Here is a 16,229-nt window from a genome sequence, read left to right as displayed (position 1 = left end):
CGAAATCGCAAAGATTGTTGGAAGTTTAGCGCCCGCGTTCCCGAGAGACGTCGCAGGTGAACGCGAGATTTCTTCATGATCACCGTATCGGAGGGCCGCGCGCGGGACGACGCCGGGCCTCGGATCACCGGCCCCATCTGACGACCGTGCGGCTAACCAGTGTTGACCAGGAGGGATAATCGAGAACATGCGCCTCTCCGCTCGTGTCGACTACGCCCTCCGAGCCGCCGCCGAACTCGCCGCCGCGGGTGCCGGCCCGACGACCGTGGGCGAGCTCGCCAAGGAACAGGACATGCCTCCCAAATACCTGGAGAACATCCTGCTCCAGATGCGCCGCGCCGGGCTGGTCCGCGGGCAGCGAGGCCCCGAGGGCGGCTACGTCCTGGCCCGGCCCGCGGGCGAGATCTCACTCGCCGACGTGATCCGGGCGGTGGACGGCCCGCTCGCCAACGTACGCGGCGAGCGGCCCGAGCACGTCGGCTACCGGGGGCCGGCCGAGTCGCTGCAGCAGGTGTGGATCGCGCTGCGCGCCACCGAGCGCGCCATCCTGGAAGAGGTCACGCTGGAGCAGGTCGCCGCCGGCACGCTGCCCGACCGCGTCCGCCAGCTCGCCGCCGACCCCGCCGCCTGGGACTGACCTCCCGGCTCAGCGCCTGGTGCACCAGAGCGCGACGTTCCTGATCTCCCCGACCACGTCCACGGCCGAGCCGCCGGAACGGGTTCCTAGACTGGAAGGATGCCCGAGGGAGACGCCGTCCACCGCACGGCCGCCCGCCTGCGCTCCGCGCTCGACGGACGGGTGCTCACGAGGTCCGACTTCCGCGTGCCGCGGCACGCCACCGCCGACCTGACCGGCCGCGAGGTGCTGACCACGCTCTCGCGCGGCAAGCACCTGCTCACCCGCGTCGAGGGCGGCCTGACCGTGCACACGCACCTGCGCATGGACGGGAGCTGGCGGATCGTCGGACCGGGAGCCCGGGTGCCGCCCGGCGACCAGGTGCGGCTGATCCTGGCCAACCGGGACTGCACGGCGCTCGGCCGCAAGCTGGGGATGGTGGACCTCGTACGGACGGAGGACGAGGCGCGGCTGGTCGGCCACCTGGGGCCGGATCTGCTCGGGCCCGACTGGGACCCGGACGAGGCCGTGCGGAGGCTGCGCGAGGCGCCCGGCAGGACCATCGGGGAGGCGCTGCTCGATCAGCGCAACCTGGCGGGGATCGGCACGATCTATCGCGCCGAGACCTTGTTCCTGCGGGGGATCTGGCCGTGGAGGAAGGTCGGGGAGATCGAGGATCTGGGCGGGCTCGTGTCGCTGGCACAGCGCCTGCTGGCGGCCAACCTCGAACACGCGGGCACGGTGACCACAGGTGATCGCCGCCCGGCGAACGCGACGTGGGTCTACGGCAGGGCAGGAAGACCCTGTCGCCGATGCGGCACCCGCATCAGCCGAGGGGAGATGGGATCGCAGCCACAGGAACGGCTGATCCTGTGGTGTGCCGGCTGCCAGCCTCGTTAGGCAGCCACCATGTCCTTGACTTCGGGGAACACGGAATCGGAGATCGATCCGGGAACCGTCTCCGCAAGAGGCAGTCGCTCGTGCTCGGGAACATCGGCGAGCACGGGAGCAGCCTGGAGCTCGGCCAGCGCGAACTGGTCGGACACCTCACGCAGCACCTGCGAGAGTGGCACTCCGAGCGCACCGCAGATGGACGCGAGCAGCTCCGACGACGCCTCCTTCTGCCCCCGTTCGACCTCGGACAAATAGCCGAGCGAGACACGGGCCAGCGTGGAAACCTCGCGCAGCGTGCGTCCCTGGCGCACGCGCAACCGCCTCAGCACATCGCCGAGCAGCTGACGCAGCAGAATCATCTGTCGCTCCCTCCCCGGCGCGGATGTCTTCACCACGCCCCGCGCGATCGGATCGTGCCGCACATTGGTCTTCTTCGCTTCGTACATACTCCTCGCCGTCATCACCGGGCGTCGCCGCCCCTTGCTCGCCGCTTGTGCCTCGCCGCGCGACTCATCAGGCCCGCCTGCCGGGCGCTCGGTGCTTGCAGTTGGCTCACGGACCTCACTCACAGCTCCACCGTACCCGTATCCACCGACACCGCGTCAGACCGTGCAAGGCATGTTCGCTCGGGACGTAACACGGTAATCATCCGGAATGTTCCCCTATGTTCGCCTGTAGCACACTTGAGAGGAGATCAACTACCTCGTGCACCGTCTCTACCCTTATACGTTCGCGTGACCCCTCAAGTCTCAACTCGCGTCCCCAGACCTGTCCGCCGGGACCGGCGACCGCGACGAACACGGTGCCGACGGGCCGGCCGTCCTGGGGCTCCGGCCCGGCCACCCCGGTCACGGCCATCCCGTAGCTCGCCGCGCAGACCCGCGCGACGCCCCGCGCCATGGCCGCCGCCACCTCGGGGTGCACCGCCCCCTCGCGCTCCAGGAGCTCGCCCGGCACGCCCAGCAGGTCGCGCTTGAGCTCGGTGGCGTAGGAGATCACCCCGCCGCGGAAGACCCGCGACGCCCCGGGCACCGCCGTGACGGTCGCCCCGATCAGCCCTCCGGTCAGCGACTCGGCCACCGCCAGCGTCGCCCCCTGCCGCTCCAGCAGCGCCAGCGCATCCGCCACGTCCATCGTCGATCACTCCCCGCGTGCCCGCCTGGCCACCTTACGCAGTCTGACCGCCCGGAACACGTAGTCGGCGCCGGTGAGCACCGTCACCACGAGCGCGGCGCCCATCACCACCCAGCGCAGCACGTCCGGCACCATCGGCAGGAGATAGAGGACGATCGCCGCGATCTGCAGCACGGTCTTGACCTTGCCGCCGTAGCTGGCGGGGATCACCGCGTGCCGCAGCAGCACGAACCTGAGCGCGGTGATGCCCAGCTCCCGCCCCAGGATCACCACCGTGACCCACCACGGCAGCTCCTGCAGGACCGACAGGCACACCAGCGCCGCGCCCGTCAGCGCCTTGTCGGCGATCGGGTCGGCGATCTTGCCGAAGTCGGTGATGAGGCCGTAGCGGCGGGCCAGCTCACCGTCGAGATGATCGGTGAGCGAGGCCACGCCGAACACCGCCAGCGCGGCGATCCGCCAGCCGGTGCCGGGCAGGAAAAGACAGACCACGAAGAAAGGGACGAGCACCAACCGGAGGACCGTGAGGATGTTGGCGATGTTCCACGGGCTCACCGCACGGCGCTCGTCCTTCTTCATGGACCGGCCTTGATGCGCGCGATCAGGTCGACCCCCTCGGCGTCGACCACGACCGCGCGCACGACCTGGCCCTTGACCAGGCCGATGCCCTGCACGGTCACCGAGCCGTCGACCTCGGGACCCTGGTGGGCGGCCCGGCCCTCGTAGCCGCCGTCGCCCAGGTCGTCCTCGATCAGCACGTCGACCTCGGTGCCGATGCGCTCCTCCGCCCGCTGGGCGGTCAGCTCCTCGGCCAGCTCGGTGAGCACCCGCACCCGCTCGTCGATGACCTCCTGCGCCAGCTTGCCGGGCAGGTCGGCCGCCTCGGTGCCGTCCTCGTCGGAGTAGCCGAACACGCCGATGACGTCGAGCCGCGCGGCTTCGAGGAAGCCCACCAGCTCGCCGAACTCCTCCTCGGTCTCGCCGGGGAAGCCCACGATGAAGTTGGAGCGCACGCCCGCCTCGGGAGCGCGCTCGCGCACGCTCTCCAGCAGCCCGAGGAAACGCTCGGGGTCGCCGAAGCGGCGCATCCGGCGCAGCACGCCGTTGCTGGCGTGCTGGAAGGACAGGTCGAAGTAGGGGGCCACGCCCTCGGTGCCGCAGATCACGTCGATGAGCCCGGGACGCAGCTCGGCCGGCTGCAGGTAGCTGACCCGCACCCGCTCGACGCCCTCCACCTCGGCCAGGCGCGGCAGCAGCTTCTCCAGCGCCCGCAGGTCGCCGAGGTCCTTGCCGTAGGAGGTGGAGTTCTCGCTCACCAGCACCAGCTCGCGGACCCCGCGATGGGCCAGCCAGTCGGCCTCGGCCAGCAGCTCGTCGGGGACGCGCGAGACGTAGGAGCCACGGAAGGACGGGATGGCGCAGAACGTGCAGCGCCGGTCGCAGCCGGAGGCGAGCTTCAGCGAGGCCACGGGGCTCTCGTCGAGCCGCTTGCGCAGCACGCGGGGCCCGCTGGCGGGAGCGACGCCCGACGGCAGGTCCCCGTGGCCGGGAATGCCGGTCTTGGGCGCGGCGGCGCGCTCGACCGGCGAGATGGGCAGCAGGGTGCGGCGGTCACGCGGCGTGTGAGGCTTCAGCGACCGGCCGGCGAGCACGTCGTCGAGCCGGTCGCCGATCTCGGCGTAGTCGTCGAAGGAGATGACGGCGCTGGCCTCGGGCAGCGCCTCGGCCAGCTCGCCTCCGTAGCGCTCGGCCATGCAGCCCGCGGCGACGACCTTGGCGCCGGAGTCCGCGGCGGCGAGCAGCGTGTCGATGGAGTCTTTTTTGGCCGAGTCGATGAAGCCGCACGTGTTGACGACGACGACGTCGGGGTCGTCGTCGCCGAGCTGCCAACCGGCAGCCTCAAGTCGCGCGGCCAGCTCCTCGGAGTCGACCTCGTTGCGGGCGCAGCCCAGGGTGATCAGCGATGCGGTGCGGCGGGATGACATGGTGAACACTACGGTATCGGGAGTTGGCCACCACCCGATGCACTGGCCCACCGGAGACGGCTAGCGGGCCTTCTGCTTGACCGGTGCCTTCGGCGCCTCGAACGAGGTGCGCACCATCTCCCCGCGCTCCCCGAGCCGCTTCACCTTCTTGCCGTTGACCTGCAGCGTCACCGCCGTGGCGTCGCTCAGCAGCAGGGTCACCTTGCCCGGCGCCCGCCATTCCGAGGTCTTGCCCGCGTTGAGCGTGCCCGAGAAGAGCCGGTGGCCATCGGCGTCGTGCACCCCGACGTACGACGAGCGCTTGGCCTTGATCCGCAGCGTCACCATCTCCTTCGAACGCGTGCCGCGCGACGGCGACGCCCTGGGCGACTCGGTGATGGGGGTGTTGGGCGGCACGCTCGGCCGGGCCGACGACTGCCGCACCCCGGCCACCTGCACCTGGTCGCCCGCTCCCCCGAGCATGCGCATCGTGCCGAACACGACCACGATCGCCAGCGCCACCCCCAGCGCCATCGACCAGTTGGGCCCCCGCCGCTCCGGCAGGTTGATCTTCTTGTCGGCCTGGAAGACGGCCGAGGCCCGCACCGGCTCCGGCGCCCCGCCGTGTTCCTGGTCGTACTGGTGGACCACGGCCTCGGGATCGAGCCCGACGGCCGCGGCGATGGCCTTCACGTGGCCTCTGGCGTAGAACGGGCCTCCGCACTGGTCGTAGAGATCCTGCTCGATGCAATGGACGATGGTCTCGCGGATGCGCGTGGCCGCGCTGACCTGCGCGACCGACATCCCGGCCGACTGCCTGGCTGCCGCCAGCATGGCCCCGATGCTCTGCTGTTCCTGCACGGCGAACGCCTCCCCGATGGCGTCTGGTTCCCCCACCACGACTCTCCGTAGTGGTTCCTATTCAACCAGTTGACGCCGCTCGCCCCCGCATTGGGGTCATTCGCCACGCAGGTCGGCCAGCAGACCGGGCAAATCGTCGGGCTTCACGAGCACTTCGCGCGCCTTGGAGCCCTCGCTCGGGCCGACCACGTTGCGGCTCTCCAGGAGGTCCATGAGCCGCCCCGCCTTGGCGAAGCCGACCCGCAGCTTGCGCTGGAGCATCGAGGTGGAGCCGAACTGGGTGGTGACGATCAGCTCGGCCGCCTGGATCAGCAGGTCGAGGTCGTCGCCGATCTCCTCGTCGATCTCCCGCTTGACCGGCGCCGCCGCCACGTCCTCGCGGTATTCGACCTGCATCTGCGCCTTGCAGTGCGCGACGATCTCGGCGATCTCCTTCTCCGAGACGAACGCGTTCTGGATCCGGATGGGCTTGCTCGCGCCCATCGGCAGGAACAGCGCGTCGCCCTGGCCGACCAGCTTGTCGGCGCCGGGCTGGTCGAGGATGACCCGCGAGTCGGTGAGGCTGGAGACGGCGAAGGCCAGCCGGGAGGGCACGTTGGCCTTGATCAGGCCGGTGACGACGTCGACGGACGGCCGCTGCGTGGCGATCACCAGGTGGATGCCGGCCGCGCGGGCGAGCTGCGTGATGCGCACGATCGAGTCCTCGACGTCGCGCGGCGCCACCATCATGAGGTCGGCCAGCTCGTCCACGATCACCAGCAGGTACGGGTACGGCTGGTAGACCCGCTCACTGCCGGGCGGCGGCTGCAGCTTGCCCGCCCGCACCGCCTTGTTGAACTCGTCCACGTGCCGGAACCCCGACGCCGCCAGGTCGTCGTAGCGCCGGTCCATCTCCCCCACGACCCATTCCAGGGCCTCCGCGGCCTTCTTCGGGTTCGTGATGATCGGGGTGATGAGGTGGGGGATGCCCTCGTACACGCTGAGCTCGACCCGCTTGGGGTCGACCAGCACCATGCGCACCTCGTCGGGCGTGGACCGCATGAGGATGGAGGTGATCAGGCCGTTGACGCAGACCGACTTGCCGGCGCCGGTGGCGCCCGCGATGAGCAGGTGGGGCATCTTGGCCAGGTTGGCCACGATGGTGCGGCCCTCGACGTCCTTGCCGAGGCCGACGATCATCGGGTGGTGGTCGGCCTGGGCCACCTGCGAGCGCAGCACGTCGCCCAGCGCCACGAGGTCCTTGTCGGCGTTGGGGATCTCCACGCCGATGGCCGACTTGCCGGGGATCGGCGACAGGATGCGCACGTCGGCGGACTTGACCGCGTAGGCGATGTTCTTGGTGAGCGCGGTGACCTTCTCGACCTTCACCGCCGGGCCGAGCTCGATCTCGTAGCGGGTCACGGTCGGGCCGCGGGTGAAGCCGATCACCTGCGCGTCGATGCTGAACTGCTCCAGCACGCTGGTCAGCGCGTTGACCACGGTGGTGTTGGCCTTGGTCTGCGGCTTGGGCGCGGTGCCGGGCTTGAGGAACTGCAGGTCGGGCAGCGCGTACGGCCCCGCCTGCGGCGACAGCACGAGCTGTTCGACCTTGCGCGGCGCGGGCGTCGGCAGCGGCGGCTCCGGCGGCCTGCGCTCGGCCTCGGCCTCCGCCGCGGCAGCTGCGGCGACCGCCGCGTCCTCCTCGTCGGTGAGCCCGGGGACGATCTCCGGCGAGTGCTCGGCGCGCTCCTTGTCCTTCTCCGACAGCACCGGCGTGTCGTAGGGCTTGACGCCGTCGCCGCCCTCACCGTCACCCGCGGGCTTCTTCGTCCGGGGACGCTTCCTGCTCGGCTCGCGCGGCAGCGGGTCGGACTGCCGCTCGAAGAGCATGTGCCGCAGCTCGGCCAGCCGCTCGGGGATGCGGTGCACCGGCGTCGCGGTGATGACCAGGACGCCGAACGCCGACAGGAGCAGCAGCAGCGGGATCGTGATCCACGACGGCAGGATGCTCATCGGCGGCGCCGAGACGATGAAGCCGACCATGCCCCCGGCCGCCGACACCTTGTCCATGCCCTGGCCCTCGCCGGCCGGGTACGGCGTGTCGTTGGCCACGTGGATCACGCCGAGCACGCCGACCAGCAGCGCCGCCCAGCCGATCACCATGCGGCCGGTGTCGGCGTTCTGGTCGGGGTGGCGCATGTAACGCCAGGCCAGCAGGCCGAGCAGCAGCGGCAGCGCCCAGGCCAGCGAGCCGAACACGCCGCGCACGGTCGCGTTGACCACCCCGGAGACGGCCCCGTCGGCGTTGCGCCAGGTCATGGAGGCCAGCACGATCGCGGCGGCCAGCCAGGCCAGCCCGAGCCCGTCGCGCCGGTGCGCCGGGTCCAGCTCGCGGGCGTTGTTGCCGAGCGCGCGGGCCATGCTGCCGACCCCGCCCGCGAACAACATCCACAGCCCGACGATCAGCTTGCCGATCATCGTGAAGACCCAGCTGATCGGATCGGGGTGGGCGACGGAGGACTTGCGGCCGGAGGCGCCCGTCCTCGGCCGGGGGCGCCCGGCCGACGCCGTCGTCCGCTTCGCGGACGTCGTGCGGGCCGGGGTCGACCGCTTCGCCGGCCCCTTGGATGCGCTTTTCGGCGTACGGGTGGCCATGGTGCCAAAGGTACGACGGAGACACCGGACTCCGCGCGCTGACGCGCCGCACACCCGTACAAAGACCCCAGGATCAGGTGGTGAACCTGTAGGTGGTGCTCGAGGTCCGGCGCTCGCCTGGCCGCAGCACCGTGGAGGGGAACTGCGGCTGGTTGGGCGAGTCGGGGAAGTGCTGGGTCTCCAGGCACAGCCCCGCGAACGGCCCGAACGGCGTGGCCGTGCCGTCCAGCATGCTGCCGGAGTAGAACTGCACGCCCGGCTCGGTCGTGGTGACCTCCATGGTGAGGCCGCCGGCCGTGACGCTCATGCCGCCGTCGAGCACGTAGCAGTGGTCGTAGCCGCCGTCGATGCGCTCGCCGAGCGCGTGCGGCTCGGTGAAGTCGAACGGGGTGCCCTTGACCGGCGCCAGCTCCCCGGTCGGGATCTTGTCGGCGTCGACCGGCAGGTAGTGCTCGGCGGCGATCCGTACGACGTGGTCGCGCACGTCGCCCTCGCCCTGCCCCTTGAGGTTGAAGTAGGAGTGGTTGGTGAGGTTGACCACGGTCGGCTTGTCGGTCTCGGTGGCGTAGTCGATGCGCAGGCCGTCGTCCTCCAGCGTGTACGTCACCGTCGCGGTCAGCGTGCCCGGGTAGCCCTGGTCGCCGTCCGGGCTGACCAGGGTCAGCGTGACGGAGGAGGGCGAGCGGTCGGCGACGGTCCACACCTTGGAGTCGAAGCCCTCGGTGCCGCCGTGCAGGCTGTTGGGCCCGTTGTTGACCGGCAGGGTGTACTCGACGCCGTCGAGGGTGAAGCGGCCGCCCGCGATGCGGTTGCCGTAGCGGCCGACGACCGCGCCGAAGTAGCGGCTGCGGGTGAGGTAGTCCTCCAGCGTGTCCAGCCCGAGCACCACGTTGCGGCCCGACACCTCCAGCGAGCGTACGACGGCGCCGAGCGTCAGCACCTCGGCGCGGAGCCGTCCGGACGACAGCTCCACCTGCTCCACCTGCTCGCCGGACGGCAGCGTTCCGAAAATCATTTTTGTGCCCTTCCCGTGGACTCGCGGACTATGAGGGCGGTGTCGAGGGTCACCGTCGCGCCCTCGCCCCCCGATTGCAGCAACAGGTCCACCGCCATCCGCCCCGCGGCCACGGCGGGCATGGCCACCGTGGTGAGCTTCGGCCGGTTGAGCCGGCCGGGCAGGATGTCGTCGAACCCGATGACACTTATCTGGTCTGGTACCCCGATGTCCATCGTGGCGAGCCCCTCGATGAGGCCGAGCGCGACGAGATCGTTGTAGGCCAGCACGGCGGTCGCCCCGCACGCCGCGACGTCGGCGGCCACGGCCAGGCCGCCGCCCTCGGTCGGCTGGTTGGGGCCGAAGAAGACGAGGTCGAGCCCCGGCGTCTCGGCGGCGACGCCCTGCATCTCGTTGCTGGTCCACGACCCGATGGGGCCGGACACGAGCGCGATCCTGCGGTGGCCGAGCCCGGCCAGGTGCTCCAGGGCCAGCTTGGCGCCCTGGGCGACGTTCATGAGCACCGCGGGCATGCCCTTGATGCGGCGGTTGACCACCACGAACGGGACGTCCTCGGCCAGGCGCTCGATCATCTTGTTGGACAGGCGGGGGCTGCACAGCAGGACGCCGTCCACCTGCTTGGTGAACGTCCTGATCAGCTCTTCCTCGACCCGCGGGTCCTCGTCGGTGTCGGCCACGAACACGTGGTAGTCGCGGCCCCTGGCCTGCGCCTGGGCCGCCTTGATGAGCGGCGGGAAGAACGGGTTGGCGATGTCGGCCACGATGAGGCCCATGTTGAAGGTGCGCCCGGTGGTGAGCGCGCGGGCCGCCCGGTTGGGCCGGTAGCCGAGGTCGTCGGCCGCGGCCAGCACCCGGCTCCTGGTGGCAGGATTGACCAGGTGCGGCGCGGAGAAGGTGCGGGAGACTGTGGACACGTGCACGCCGCAGGCGCGCGCCACGTCCTTGATCGTCGCCGCCATCGCCGTCCTCCCTTGCAAACGGTTGCCAGATCAAACCTTGACCTTTGCCGCTCTGCCCGTCAAGGTTTGTGCAACCGGTTGCCATGGTCGGCGGTCACCAGCGGCCGCCGAGCTCCTTCAGTGTGAAGACGCCGCCCGCGCGGTCGTGCACCGGGTCCGACAGGTCGGGCTCGCCGTGCTCGGCGATCAGGGGCCCCGCCAGCGTCTCCGAGTCGTCGCGCGAGACGTAGCCGATGGCCTCGGCCTCCTTCAGCGACCACCAGCGGCGGGTGTTGTCCGAGACGCCCCACACCACGTGGAGGCCGGGCGCGACCAGCGCGGCCTCGACCAGGCGGGCCAGGTCGTCGGGTGAGATCCAGGTGGCCAGGCCGCGGGTGTCGAGCGGGCCTTCGTTGCAGGTGCCGAGCCGGACGACGGTGATGTTCATGCCGAAGCGGTCGTGGTAGAGGCCGGCCAGGGCCTCCATGACGACCTTGCTGACGCCGTAGAAGGTGTCGGGGCGGGGGAAGGCGTAGTCCGGCAGGTCCTCGCCGCCCGCCGGCCTGGTGTGGAAGCCGGCCGCGTGGTGGCTGCCCATGAGGACGAGCTGGCGTACGCCCGCCTCGCGCGCCGCCTCCAGCAGCACCTGCGTGCCGTCGATGTTGGCCCGCACGATGTCGGCCCAGGGGTGCTCGCGGCTCTGCCCGCCGAGGTGGAGCACGGCGTCCACGCCCTTGACGGCCTCGGCCATGGCGGCCGGGTCGGCGAGGTCGGCGACGACCTGCTCCTCCCCCGGGCCGGGCTCGACCGGCTGGAGATCGGAGAGCCGCAGGATGCGACCCTCGCGGGCGAGCCGCGGGCGGAGCAGCGTGCCGACTTTCCCCGCGGCACCGGTCATGAGAATGCGCATGTCTTCATGGTGTACACGATTCTGACCCAAATTCACATACTTGAATATTGACCGTGAAGCATGCGCTAGTTACGTTCACAGCCACGAGTTCAAGTCTTCGACTCATGTCCACGTATGTGAACGGGAGGCGGTCTGATGTCACGTCGTCTGCTGGGGGTCGCGGTCGCTGCGGCCCTCGCCGCAACGGTGACCGGCTGCGGCTCCGGGGGATCGAGTTCAACCGACGACACTCTGGAGATCTGGATCCGGCAGGCGCCCGATTCCGACTCCGCCAAGACGGCGCAGAAACTCGCCGACGCATTCACCAAGTCCAGCGGCGTGAAGACCAAGGTCGTCGCGCTTTTCGACGACTTCGAGACCAAGCTCAACCAGCAGGCCGCGCAGCGGCAGCTTCCCGACATCGTCATCAACGACACCGCGCAACTCGGCAACATGCACAGCCAGGGCTGGCTCCAGGAGGTCGACAAGGCGGGCTTATCCGGCTCCGGCGACCTCGCCGACCGGGCCTGGCAGGCCGCCGCGGGCAGCGACGGCAAGTTCTACGCCGCGCCCTTCTCCGCGCAGGCGTTCGCGCTGATCGTCCGCAAGGACTGGCGTGAGAAGGTCGGCATGGAGCCGCCCGCGACCTGGGAGGACCTGACCAAGCTGGCCGTCGCCTTCACCGAGAAGGACCCCGACGGCAACGGCCAGAAGGACACCAGCGGCTTCGTCGCCCCCGCCGGCACCAAGCGCGGCTACGCCTCCTGGTACGCCTCCTCCCTCATCTACGCCAACGGCGCCGACTTCCTGAAGGCCAACGGCCCCGGCAAGTACGTCGCCACCGCGAACGACCCCAGGTTCGTGGAGGCCGTCCAGTACCTCCAGGACCAGTTCTGCAAGACCAAGACCGTCAACCCGGGCGCGGTCAGCAACGACACGACCGTCACGCACGAGGTGTTCGAGAAGGGCCAGGGCGGCATCTACCTGGTCGGCCCGTACGTGCTCGCGCGCTTCGTCAAGAGCGTCGGCACCGACAAGATCGAGGTCCTGCCCGTGCCCAAGGGCCCCTCCGGCGGCCCCGGCACCCTCGGCGAGGGCGAGAACGTCTACCTCATGGCCGGCTCGCAGCTGCAGGACGCCCAGAAGAAGTTCGCCGAGTTCGCGATCTCCCCCGAGGGCCAGCGGATCGGTATGAACAAGGACGCCAACGGCGCCATCGTCCGCCTGCCGGTCAACAGGACCGTGGACATGGCCGCCGAACGCCAGGACCCGCGCTGGAAGGTCTTCCAGGAGTCCTACGACTTCGCGGTCTACGCGCCGCCGGTGCCGAACTGGGCGCCGATCCGGCAGACCTCCGCCGACGCGATCAACACCGTCTGGGCCGACTGCTCGGCGGACGTCAAGACGGCCATGGACGGGCTGAACACCAAGCTCACCCAGGAACTCCAGAGCCAGAAAGCGTCATGACCGCGACCGTGACCCGGGCGGGAGCCGCCACCGCGCCCCCTCGCCGCCGCGCCCGACGGGCGCGGTGGCGGGGGCCGCTGGTCGCCTGGCTGTTCCTGGCGCCCGCGCTGCTGCTCTTCCTGTACTTCAAGTTCATCCCCATGGTCGTGGGCCTGTGGAAGAGCCTGTTCAAGGTCCAGACGTTCCTCGGGGACGAATGGGTGGGTCTCGACAACTACCGCACGATCATCACCGACGACCTGTTCGCCGCGGCCATCGGGCACAGCGTGGTGCTGGCGCTCGGCACCACGATCGGCTCCCTCGTGCTGGGGCTCGGGCTGGCGCTGCTCGTCGAGGGGCCGGCGCGCTATCTGTGGTTCGTCAGGACGGCGGCGTTCCTGCCGGTCGTGACGACGATGGCGGCGGTGGCCGAGGTGTGGCGGATCATGTTCCATCCGGCCGACAACGGGATGCTCAACGTGATCATCGGCTGGGCGGGCGTCGATCCGCAGCCCTGGCTGGCCAGTGAGCACTCCTCGCTCTGGTCGATCATGCTCATGAGCGTCTGGCGCGGCACCCCGTACGACATGATGATCTTCCTGGCCGGGCTGGTCGGCGTGGACCGCACGCTCTACGAGGCGGCGGCCGTGGACGGGGCCTCCACCTGGCGGCGGCTGCGGCACATCACGCTGCCCGCGCTGCGCCCGGTGTTCTGGATCCTGTTCACGCTCGCGGCCATCCGCGGGCTGCGCGTCTTCGTCGAGGTCTACGTGCTCACCAACGGCGGGCCGAACAACTCCTCCGAGGTGCTGATGACGCTCATCTACAAGCTCGGCTTCCAGAAGAACGAGCTGGGCGTCGCCTCGGCCGGCGGGATCGTGCTGTTCCTCGCCACGCTCGTGCTCACGGTGATCGTGCAGCTGATGCGCAGGAGGCAGGCGTCATGAGATTCGACAGCGCACTGGGGCTGGAGTCGCGCAAGGGCCCGCTCGCCGTCGCCGCGCGCTTCGTCGTCTACGGGCTCATGGTCGTGGCCTTCACGGGGCCGCTCGTGGGGCTGCTGGTCAGCGCGTTCAGCAAGACCCTCGATCCCACCTCGTTCACCCTCTGGCCGGACGAGTTCACGCTGGAGAACTTCATCCAGGCCGGGGACAAGAACGTCTATCTCTACCTGCTGAACTCGTTCGTGGTCGTCGGCTTCGGGCTGCTGCTGCAGATGCTGGTGAGCGTCTTCGCGGCGTACGCGCTGGCCCGCAAGAAGTTCCGCGGCATGACGGTCGTGATGCTGCTCATGCTGGCCACGATGATGCTGCCCGAGGAGATCATCGCGATCCCGCTCTCGCTCGTCCTCGCCGACCTGCCGGTGCTGCACCTCAACCTCATCGGCACGTACGCGGGGATGATCCTGCCCGTCGGGGCCTGGGGGTTCTCGATCCTGGTCATGACCGAGTTCATGAAGGAGGTGCCGGTCGAGCTGGAGGAGGCCGCGCGCATCGACGGGGCGGGCGAGCTGCGCATCTTCGCCACGATCATCGTGCCGCTGTGCCGGCCGGCGCTCGGCGTGATCGGCGTCTTCGGGTTCACCATGATCTGGGACCAGTACCTGCTGCCGCTGATCGTGGCGACCGAGTCGACCATGTGGACGCTGCCCATCGCGCTGCGCTCGCTCCGCTCGGACGAGGAGGTCGGCATCGGGGTGCTGCTCGCGGCCTCGCTGCTGGCGCTGCTGCCGTCGATCATCGCGTTCCTGGCCTTCCAGCGGCAGTTCATGCGCGGCCTCACCAGCGGCGCGGTCAAGGGATAGCGGTCAAGGGATAGCGGTCAAGGGATAGCGTCCACGTATCTGGACGCTATCCCATATGCTGGATGTGTCGGCATTGTGGAGTGAGATGGGACGAGTATGGAGCCCCAGCTGGTCAAGTCCGCCGAGCGGACCGTACGCATCCTGGAAGCGCTGGCGGAGTCGCACGAGACCCTGACGCTGTCGGAGCTCCAGCAGCGCACCGGTTTCCCGCGCAGCAGCCTGCACGCCCTCATGCGCACGCTGGTCGAGCTCAACTGGGTCGAGACCGACTCGGCCCGCTCGGCGTTCGGGATCGGGCCGCACGCGCTGCTCACCGGGACGGCGTACCTCGACAAGGATCCCGCGCTGCCCTTCGCCCAGGAAACCCTGGAGGACCTGCGGGACGAGATCGGGCAGACCGTGCACTTCGCCCGCCGGGACGGCGCCCACGTGCTCTACCTGGCCACCAGGGAGTCGCGCGAGGCCGCGCACGTCATCCCCAGGGTCGGCCGGCGGCTGCCCGCCCACGTCACCGCGCTCGGCCAGGTCCTGCTCGCCCAGCTCACCGACGACGAGGTCGTGGCCCTGCTCCCCGACCCCCTCCAGGGACTCACCGAGCACTCCATCACCGACCTGGGCAAACTGACCGGCGAGCTGGACCAGGTGCGCACCCGGGGCTGGGCCTGCGAACGCGAACAGGGCACGCCCGGCCTGGCCTGCGTGGCCGTGGCCGTCGACTACCGCATCCCGGCCACGGACGCGATCAGCTGCTCGATGCCCGCCGCCCTGCCGCCCGCCGACGTCGAACGGGTCACCGAAGCGGTGATCAAGCACACCCGCAAGCTCGCTGCCACCCTCCGCCGGGAGGGCATCCGCTAGGAAAGGACCGTTGATGCGGCTAGATGGCGTTCTCTTCTTCCCGGTGACCCCGTTCGACGCCGCCGGCGAGCTCGCGGAGGCGGTGCTCGCCCGGCACGTCGCCGACGGGGTCGCGGCCGGGGCGGGAGGGGTGTTCACCGCGTGCGGCACCGGCGAGTTCAACGCCCTCGACCTCGGCGAGTACGGGCGGGCCGTCACCGCCGCCGTCAGCGCCGCCGGGGGGCGGGTGCCCGTGCTCGGCGGGGCCGGCGGCACGCTCCCCGCCGCCCGCGCGATCGCCCGCGAGGCGGCCGCGCGCGGCGCCGACGGGCTGCTGCTCATGCCCCCCTACCTCGTCAACGCCCCGGCCGCCGGCCTGGTCCGGTACGTCCGCGACGTGGCCGCCGCCGCTTCCGAGCTCCCGGTGATCATCTACCAGCGGGGCAACGCCCGCTTCACCCCCGAAGCCGTGACCGAGCTGGCCCAGGTACCGAACATCGTCGGACTCAAGGACGGCCTCGGCGACTTCGACCTGCTCCAGCGGATCATCCTGCGAGTGCGGGAGGCCGGCCACCGGGACTTCACCTTCTTCAACGGGCTGCCGACCGCCGAGTTCACCATGCCCGCGTACCGGGGGCTGGGGGTGACGCTGTACTCCAGCGCGGTGTTCGCGTTCGCGCCCGAGATCGCGATCGCTTTCCACAAGGCGTTGACCGCCGGGGACGAGGCGCTGGTGCAGCGGCTGCTGACCGGGTTCTACCTGCCGCTGGTGGAGCTGCGCGACCTGGTGCCCGGGTACGCGGTGTCGCTGGTGAAGGCGGGGGTGCGGCTGCGCGGGCTGGAGGCCGGCGGGGTGCGGGCGCCGCTGGTGGATCCGTCGGTGGAGCATGTGGAACGGCTTGAGCGGATTGTGGGGGCGGGGCTGGAAATAGCAGGCGCCTGACCCGCTCCTCCGGCGCTGTCTCCACCGCCCCCTCCCCGCACCTCTTCCCCAGCCTCCCGTTTCCCCCAGCACCCCTTCCAACCACCGCCGCCCTGTCACCACCAGCCGCGTCCCACCAGCCACCGGCGATCAGCCACCGCCCTCACCCATGGCCCTTCACCACGCCCCGCCCCAGGAGCCGTGGACCATGAGCCGTGGGCCATGAGCCCCTACCCTGCGGCACGAACCACCCGACACCAGTCATCCGTCAGGAG

16 protein-coding genes are annotated in these 16,229 nt (G+C 70.3%); 7 read left to right on the top strand and 9 right to left on the bottom strand.

The features are described from left to right. The first annotated feature begins 187 nt into the window (after positions 1 to 187). Together AC27IY_RS22925 and AC27IY_RS22920 are read left to right on the top strand one after the other, a co-directional pair. Positions 188 to 637, top strand: a complete 450-nt coding sequence (locus AC27IY_RS22925; RefSeq protein WP_091083967.1) for an RrF2 family transcriptional regulator — start codon at positions 188 to 190, stop codon at positions 635 to 637. 99 nt (positions 638 to 736) lie between these two features. After that, positions 737 to 1,516 carry a DNA-formamidopyrimidine glycosylase family protein gene (locus AC27IY_RS22920; RefSeq protein ID WP_371251181.1) on the top strand — a complete coding sequence of 260 codons (780 nt, stop codon included), beginning with the start codon at positions 737 to 739 and terminating at the stop codon, positions 1,514 to 1,516. Here AC27IY_RS22920 and AC27IY_RS22915 read toward each other — a convergent pair. The 9 genes from AC27IY_RS22915 to AC27IY_RS22875 form a co-directional block, all read right to left on the bottom strand. Next, positions 1,513 to 1,869 (bottom strand): helix-turn-helix domain-containing protein, encoded by a 357-nt coding sequence (locus AC27IY_RS22915; protein WP_091084154.1) that lies wholly within the window; start codon positions 1,867 to 1,869, stop codon positions 1,513 to 1,515. The genes AC27IY_RS22920 and AC27IY_RS22915 overlap by 4 nt on opposite strands. Positions 1,870 to 2,155: 286 nt before the next feature. Further along, a complete protein-coding gene (locus AC27IY_RS22910; RefSeq protein WP_364450965.1) occupies positions 2,156 to 2,644 on the bottom strand; it encodes a CinA family protein in 489 nt (162 codons plus the stop codon). 6 nt (positions 2,645 to 2,650) lie between these two features. Next, on the bottom strand, positions 2,651 to 3,223 hold the full coding sequence (pgsA, locus tag AC27IY_RS22905; RefSeq protein ID WP_364450962.1) for a CDP-diacylglycerol--glycerol-3-phosphate 3-phosphatidyltransferase: 573 nt from the start codon (positions 3,221 to 3,223) through the stop codon (positions 2,651 to 2,653). Beyond that, positions 3,220 to 4,629, bottom strand: a complete 1,410-nt coding sequence (gene rimO, locus AC27IY_RS22900) for a 30S ribosomal protein S12 methylthiotransferase RimO (RefSeq protein WP_344204999.1) — start codon at positions 4,627 to 4,629, stop codon at positions 3,220 to 3,222. Before rimO ends, pgsA begins: the two co-directional genes overlap by 4 nt. A 60-nt stretch (positions 4,630 to 4,689) precedes the next feature. Continuing rightward, the gene (locus AC27IY_RS22895) at positions 4,690 to 5,505 is read right to left on the bottom strand and encodes a helix-turn-helix domain-containing protein (protein WP_423445295.1); all 816 of its coding nucleotides are present in this window, start codon (positions 5,503 to 5,505) and stop codon (positions 4,690 to 4,692) included. Between the two features lie 60 nt (positions 5,506 to 5,565). Further along, on the bottom strand, positions 5,566 to 8,103 hold the full coding sequence (locus AC27IY_RS22890; protein WP_423445296.1) for a DNA translocase FtsK: 2,538 nt from the start codon (positions 8,101 to 8,103) through the stop codon (positions 5,566 to 5,568). Positions 8,104 to 8,176: 73 nt separating this feature from the next. Further along, the gene (locus tag AC27IY_RS22885) at positions 8,177 to 9,118 is read right to left on the bottom strand and encodes an aldose epimerase family protein (RefSeq protein WP_487179125.1); all 942 of its coding nucleotides are present in this window, start codon (positions 9,116 to 9,118) and stop codon (positions 8,177 to 8,179) included. After that, positions 9,115 to 10,077 carry a LacI family DNA-binding transcriptional regulator gene (locus AC27IY_RS22880; RefSeq protein ID WP_344205004.1) on the bottom strand — a complete coding sequence of 321 codons (963 nt, stop codon included), beginning with the start codon at positions 10,075 to 10,077 and terminating at the stop codon, positions 9,115 to 9,117. The genes AC27IY_RS22885 and AC27IY_RS22880 overlap by 4 nt, the downstream gene beginning before the upstream one ends. A gap of 94 nt (positions 10,078 to 10,171) precedes the next feature. Next, positions 10,172 to 10,966 carry an NAD-dependent epimerase/dehydratase family protein gene (locus AC27IY_RS22875; RefSeq protein ID WP_487179124.1) on the bottom strand — a complete coding sequence of 265 codons (795 nt, stop codon included), beginning with the start codon at positions 10,964 to 10,966 and terminating at the stop codon, positions 10,172 to 10,174. A gap of 135 nt (positions 10,967 to 11,101) precedes the next feature. Here AC27IY_RS22875 and AC27IY_RS22870 point away from each other — a divergent pair, with 135 nt between their 5' ends. The 5 genes from AC27IY_RS22870 (at position 11,102) to AC27IY_RS22850 (ending at position 15,975) form a co-directional block, all read left to right on the top strand. Beyond that, a complete protein-coding gene (locus AC27IY_RS22870) occupies positions 11,102 to 12,412 on the top strand; it encodes a sugar ABC transporter substrate-binding protein (protein WP_423445300.1) in 1,311 nt (436 codons plus the stop codon). Continuing rightward, positions 12,409 to 13,338, top strand: a complete 930-nt coding sequence (locus tag AC27IY_RS22865) for a carbohydrate ABC transporter permease (RefSeq protein WP_344205008.1) — start codon at positions 12,409 to 12,411, stop codon at positions 13,336 to 13,338. Before AC27IY_RS22870 ends, AC27IY_RS22865 begins: the two co-directional genes overlap by 4 nt. Then, positions 13,335 to 14,195, top strand: a complete 861-nt coding sequence (locus AC27IY_RS22860) for a carbohydrate ABC transporter permease (RefSeq protein WP_329583156.1) — start codon at positions 13,335 to 13,337, stop codon at positions 14,193 to 14,195. Before AC27IY_RS22865 ends, AC27IY_RS22860 begins: the two co-directional genes overlap by 4 nt. Before the next feature lie 96 nt (positions 14,196 to 14,291). Then, positions 14,292 to 15,053, top strand: coding sequence for an IclR family transcriptional regulator (locus tag AC27IY_RS22855; protein ID WP_344205011.1), 762 nt, complete (start codon positions 14,292 to 14,294; stop codon positions 15,051 to 15,053). A gap of 13 nt (positions 15,054 to 15,066) precedes the next feature. Next, complete coding sequence (locus AC27IY_RS22850; RefSeq protein WP_487179123.1) at positions 15,067 to 15,975, top strand: 5-dehydro-4-deoxyglucarate dehydratase; 909 nt, start codon at positions 15,067 to 15,069, stop codon at positions 15,973 to 15,975. Positions 15,976 to 16,229 lie beyond the last annotated feature (254 nt).

The organism is Nonomuraea sp. B208 (assembly GCF_057536035.1).
This window is presented reverse-complemented; position numbering and strand designations above follow the sequence as displayed.

What these genes read in the sequence shown, in the direction of transcription:
- AC27IY_RS22925 (WP_091083967.1), top strand. Translation starts at nt 188, where the DNA reads ATGCGCCTCTCCGCTCGTGTCGACTACGCCCTCCGAGCCGCCGCCGAA.
- AC27IY_RS22920 (WP_371251181.1), top strand. Translation starts at nt 737, where the DNA reads ATGCCCGAGGGAGACGCCGTCCACCGCACGGCCGCCCGCCTGCGCTCC.
- AC27IY_RS22915 (WP_091084154.1), bottom strand. Translation starts at nt 1,869, where the DNA reads ATGATTCTGCTGCGTCAGCTGCTCGGCGATGTGCTGAGGCGGTTGCGC.
- AC27IY_RS22910 (WP_364450965.1), bottom strand. Translation starts at nt 2,644, where the DNA reads ATGGACGTGGCGGATGCGCTGGCGCTGCTGGAGCGGCAGGGGGCGACG.
- pgsA (WP_364450962.1), bottom strand. Translation starts at nt 3,223, where the DNA reads ATGAAGAAGGACGAGCGCCGTGCGGTGAGCCCGTGGAACATCGCCAAC.
- rimO (WP_344204999.1), bottom strand. Translation starts at nt 4,629, where the DNA reads ATGTCATCCCGCCGCACCGCATCGCTGATCACCCTGGGCTGCGCCCGC.
- AC27IY_RS22890 (WP_423445296.1), bottom strand. Translation starts at nt 8,103, where the DNA reads ATGGCCACCCGTACGCCGAAAAGCGCATCCAAGGGGCCGGCGAAGCGG.
- AC27IY_RS22885 (WP_487179125.1), bottom strand. Translation starts at nt 9,118, where the DNA reads ATGATTTTCGGAACGCTGCCGTCCGGCGAGCAGGTGGAGCAGGTGGAG.
- AC27IY_RS22880 (WP_344205004.1), bottom strand. Translation starts at nt 10,077, where the DNA reads ATGGCGGCGACGATCAAGGACGTGGCGCGCGCCTGCGGCGTGCACGTG.
- AC27IY_RS22875 (WP_487179124.1), bottom strand. Translation starts at nt 10,966, where the DNA reads ATGCGCATTCTCATGACCGGTGCCGCGGGGAAAGTCGGCACGCTGCTC.
- AC27IY_RS22870 (WP_423445300.1), top strand. Translation starts at nt 11,102, where the DNA reads ATGTCACGTCGTCTGCTGGGGGTCGCGGTCGCTGCGGCCCTCGCCGCA.
- AC27IY_RS22865 (WP_344205008.1), top strand. Translation starts at nt 12,409, where the DNA reads ATGACCGCGACCGTGACCCGGGCGGGAGCCGCCACCGCGCCCCCTCGC.
- AC27IY_RS22860 (WP_329583156.1), top strand. Translation starts at nt 13,335, where the DNA reads ATGAGATTCGACAGCGCACTGGGGCTGGAGTCGCGCAAGGGCCCGCTC.
- AC27IY_RS22855 (WP_344205011.1), top strand. Translation starts at nt 14,292, where the DNA reads ATGGAGCCCCAGCTGGTCAAGTCCGCCGAGCGGACCGTACGCATCCTG.
- AC27IY_RS22850 (WP_487179123.1), top strand. Translation starts at nt 15,067, where the DNA reads ATGCGGCTAGATGGCGTTCTCTTCTTCCCGGTGACCCCGTTCGACGCC.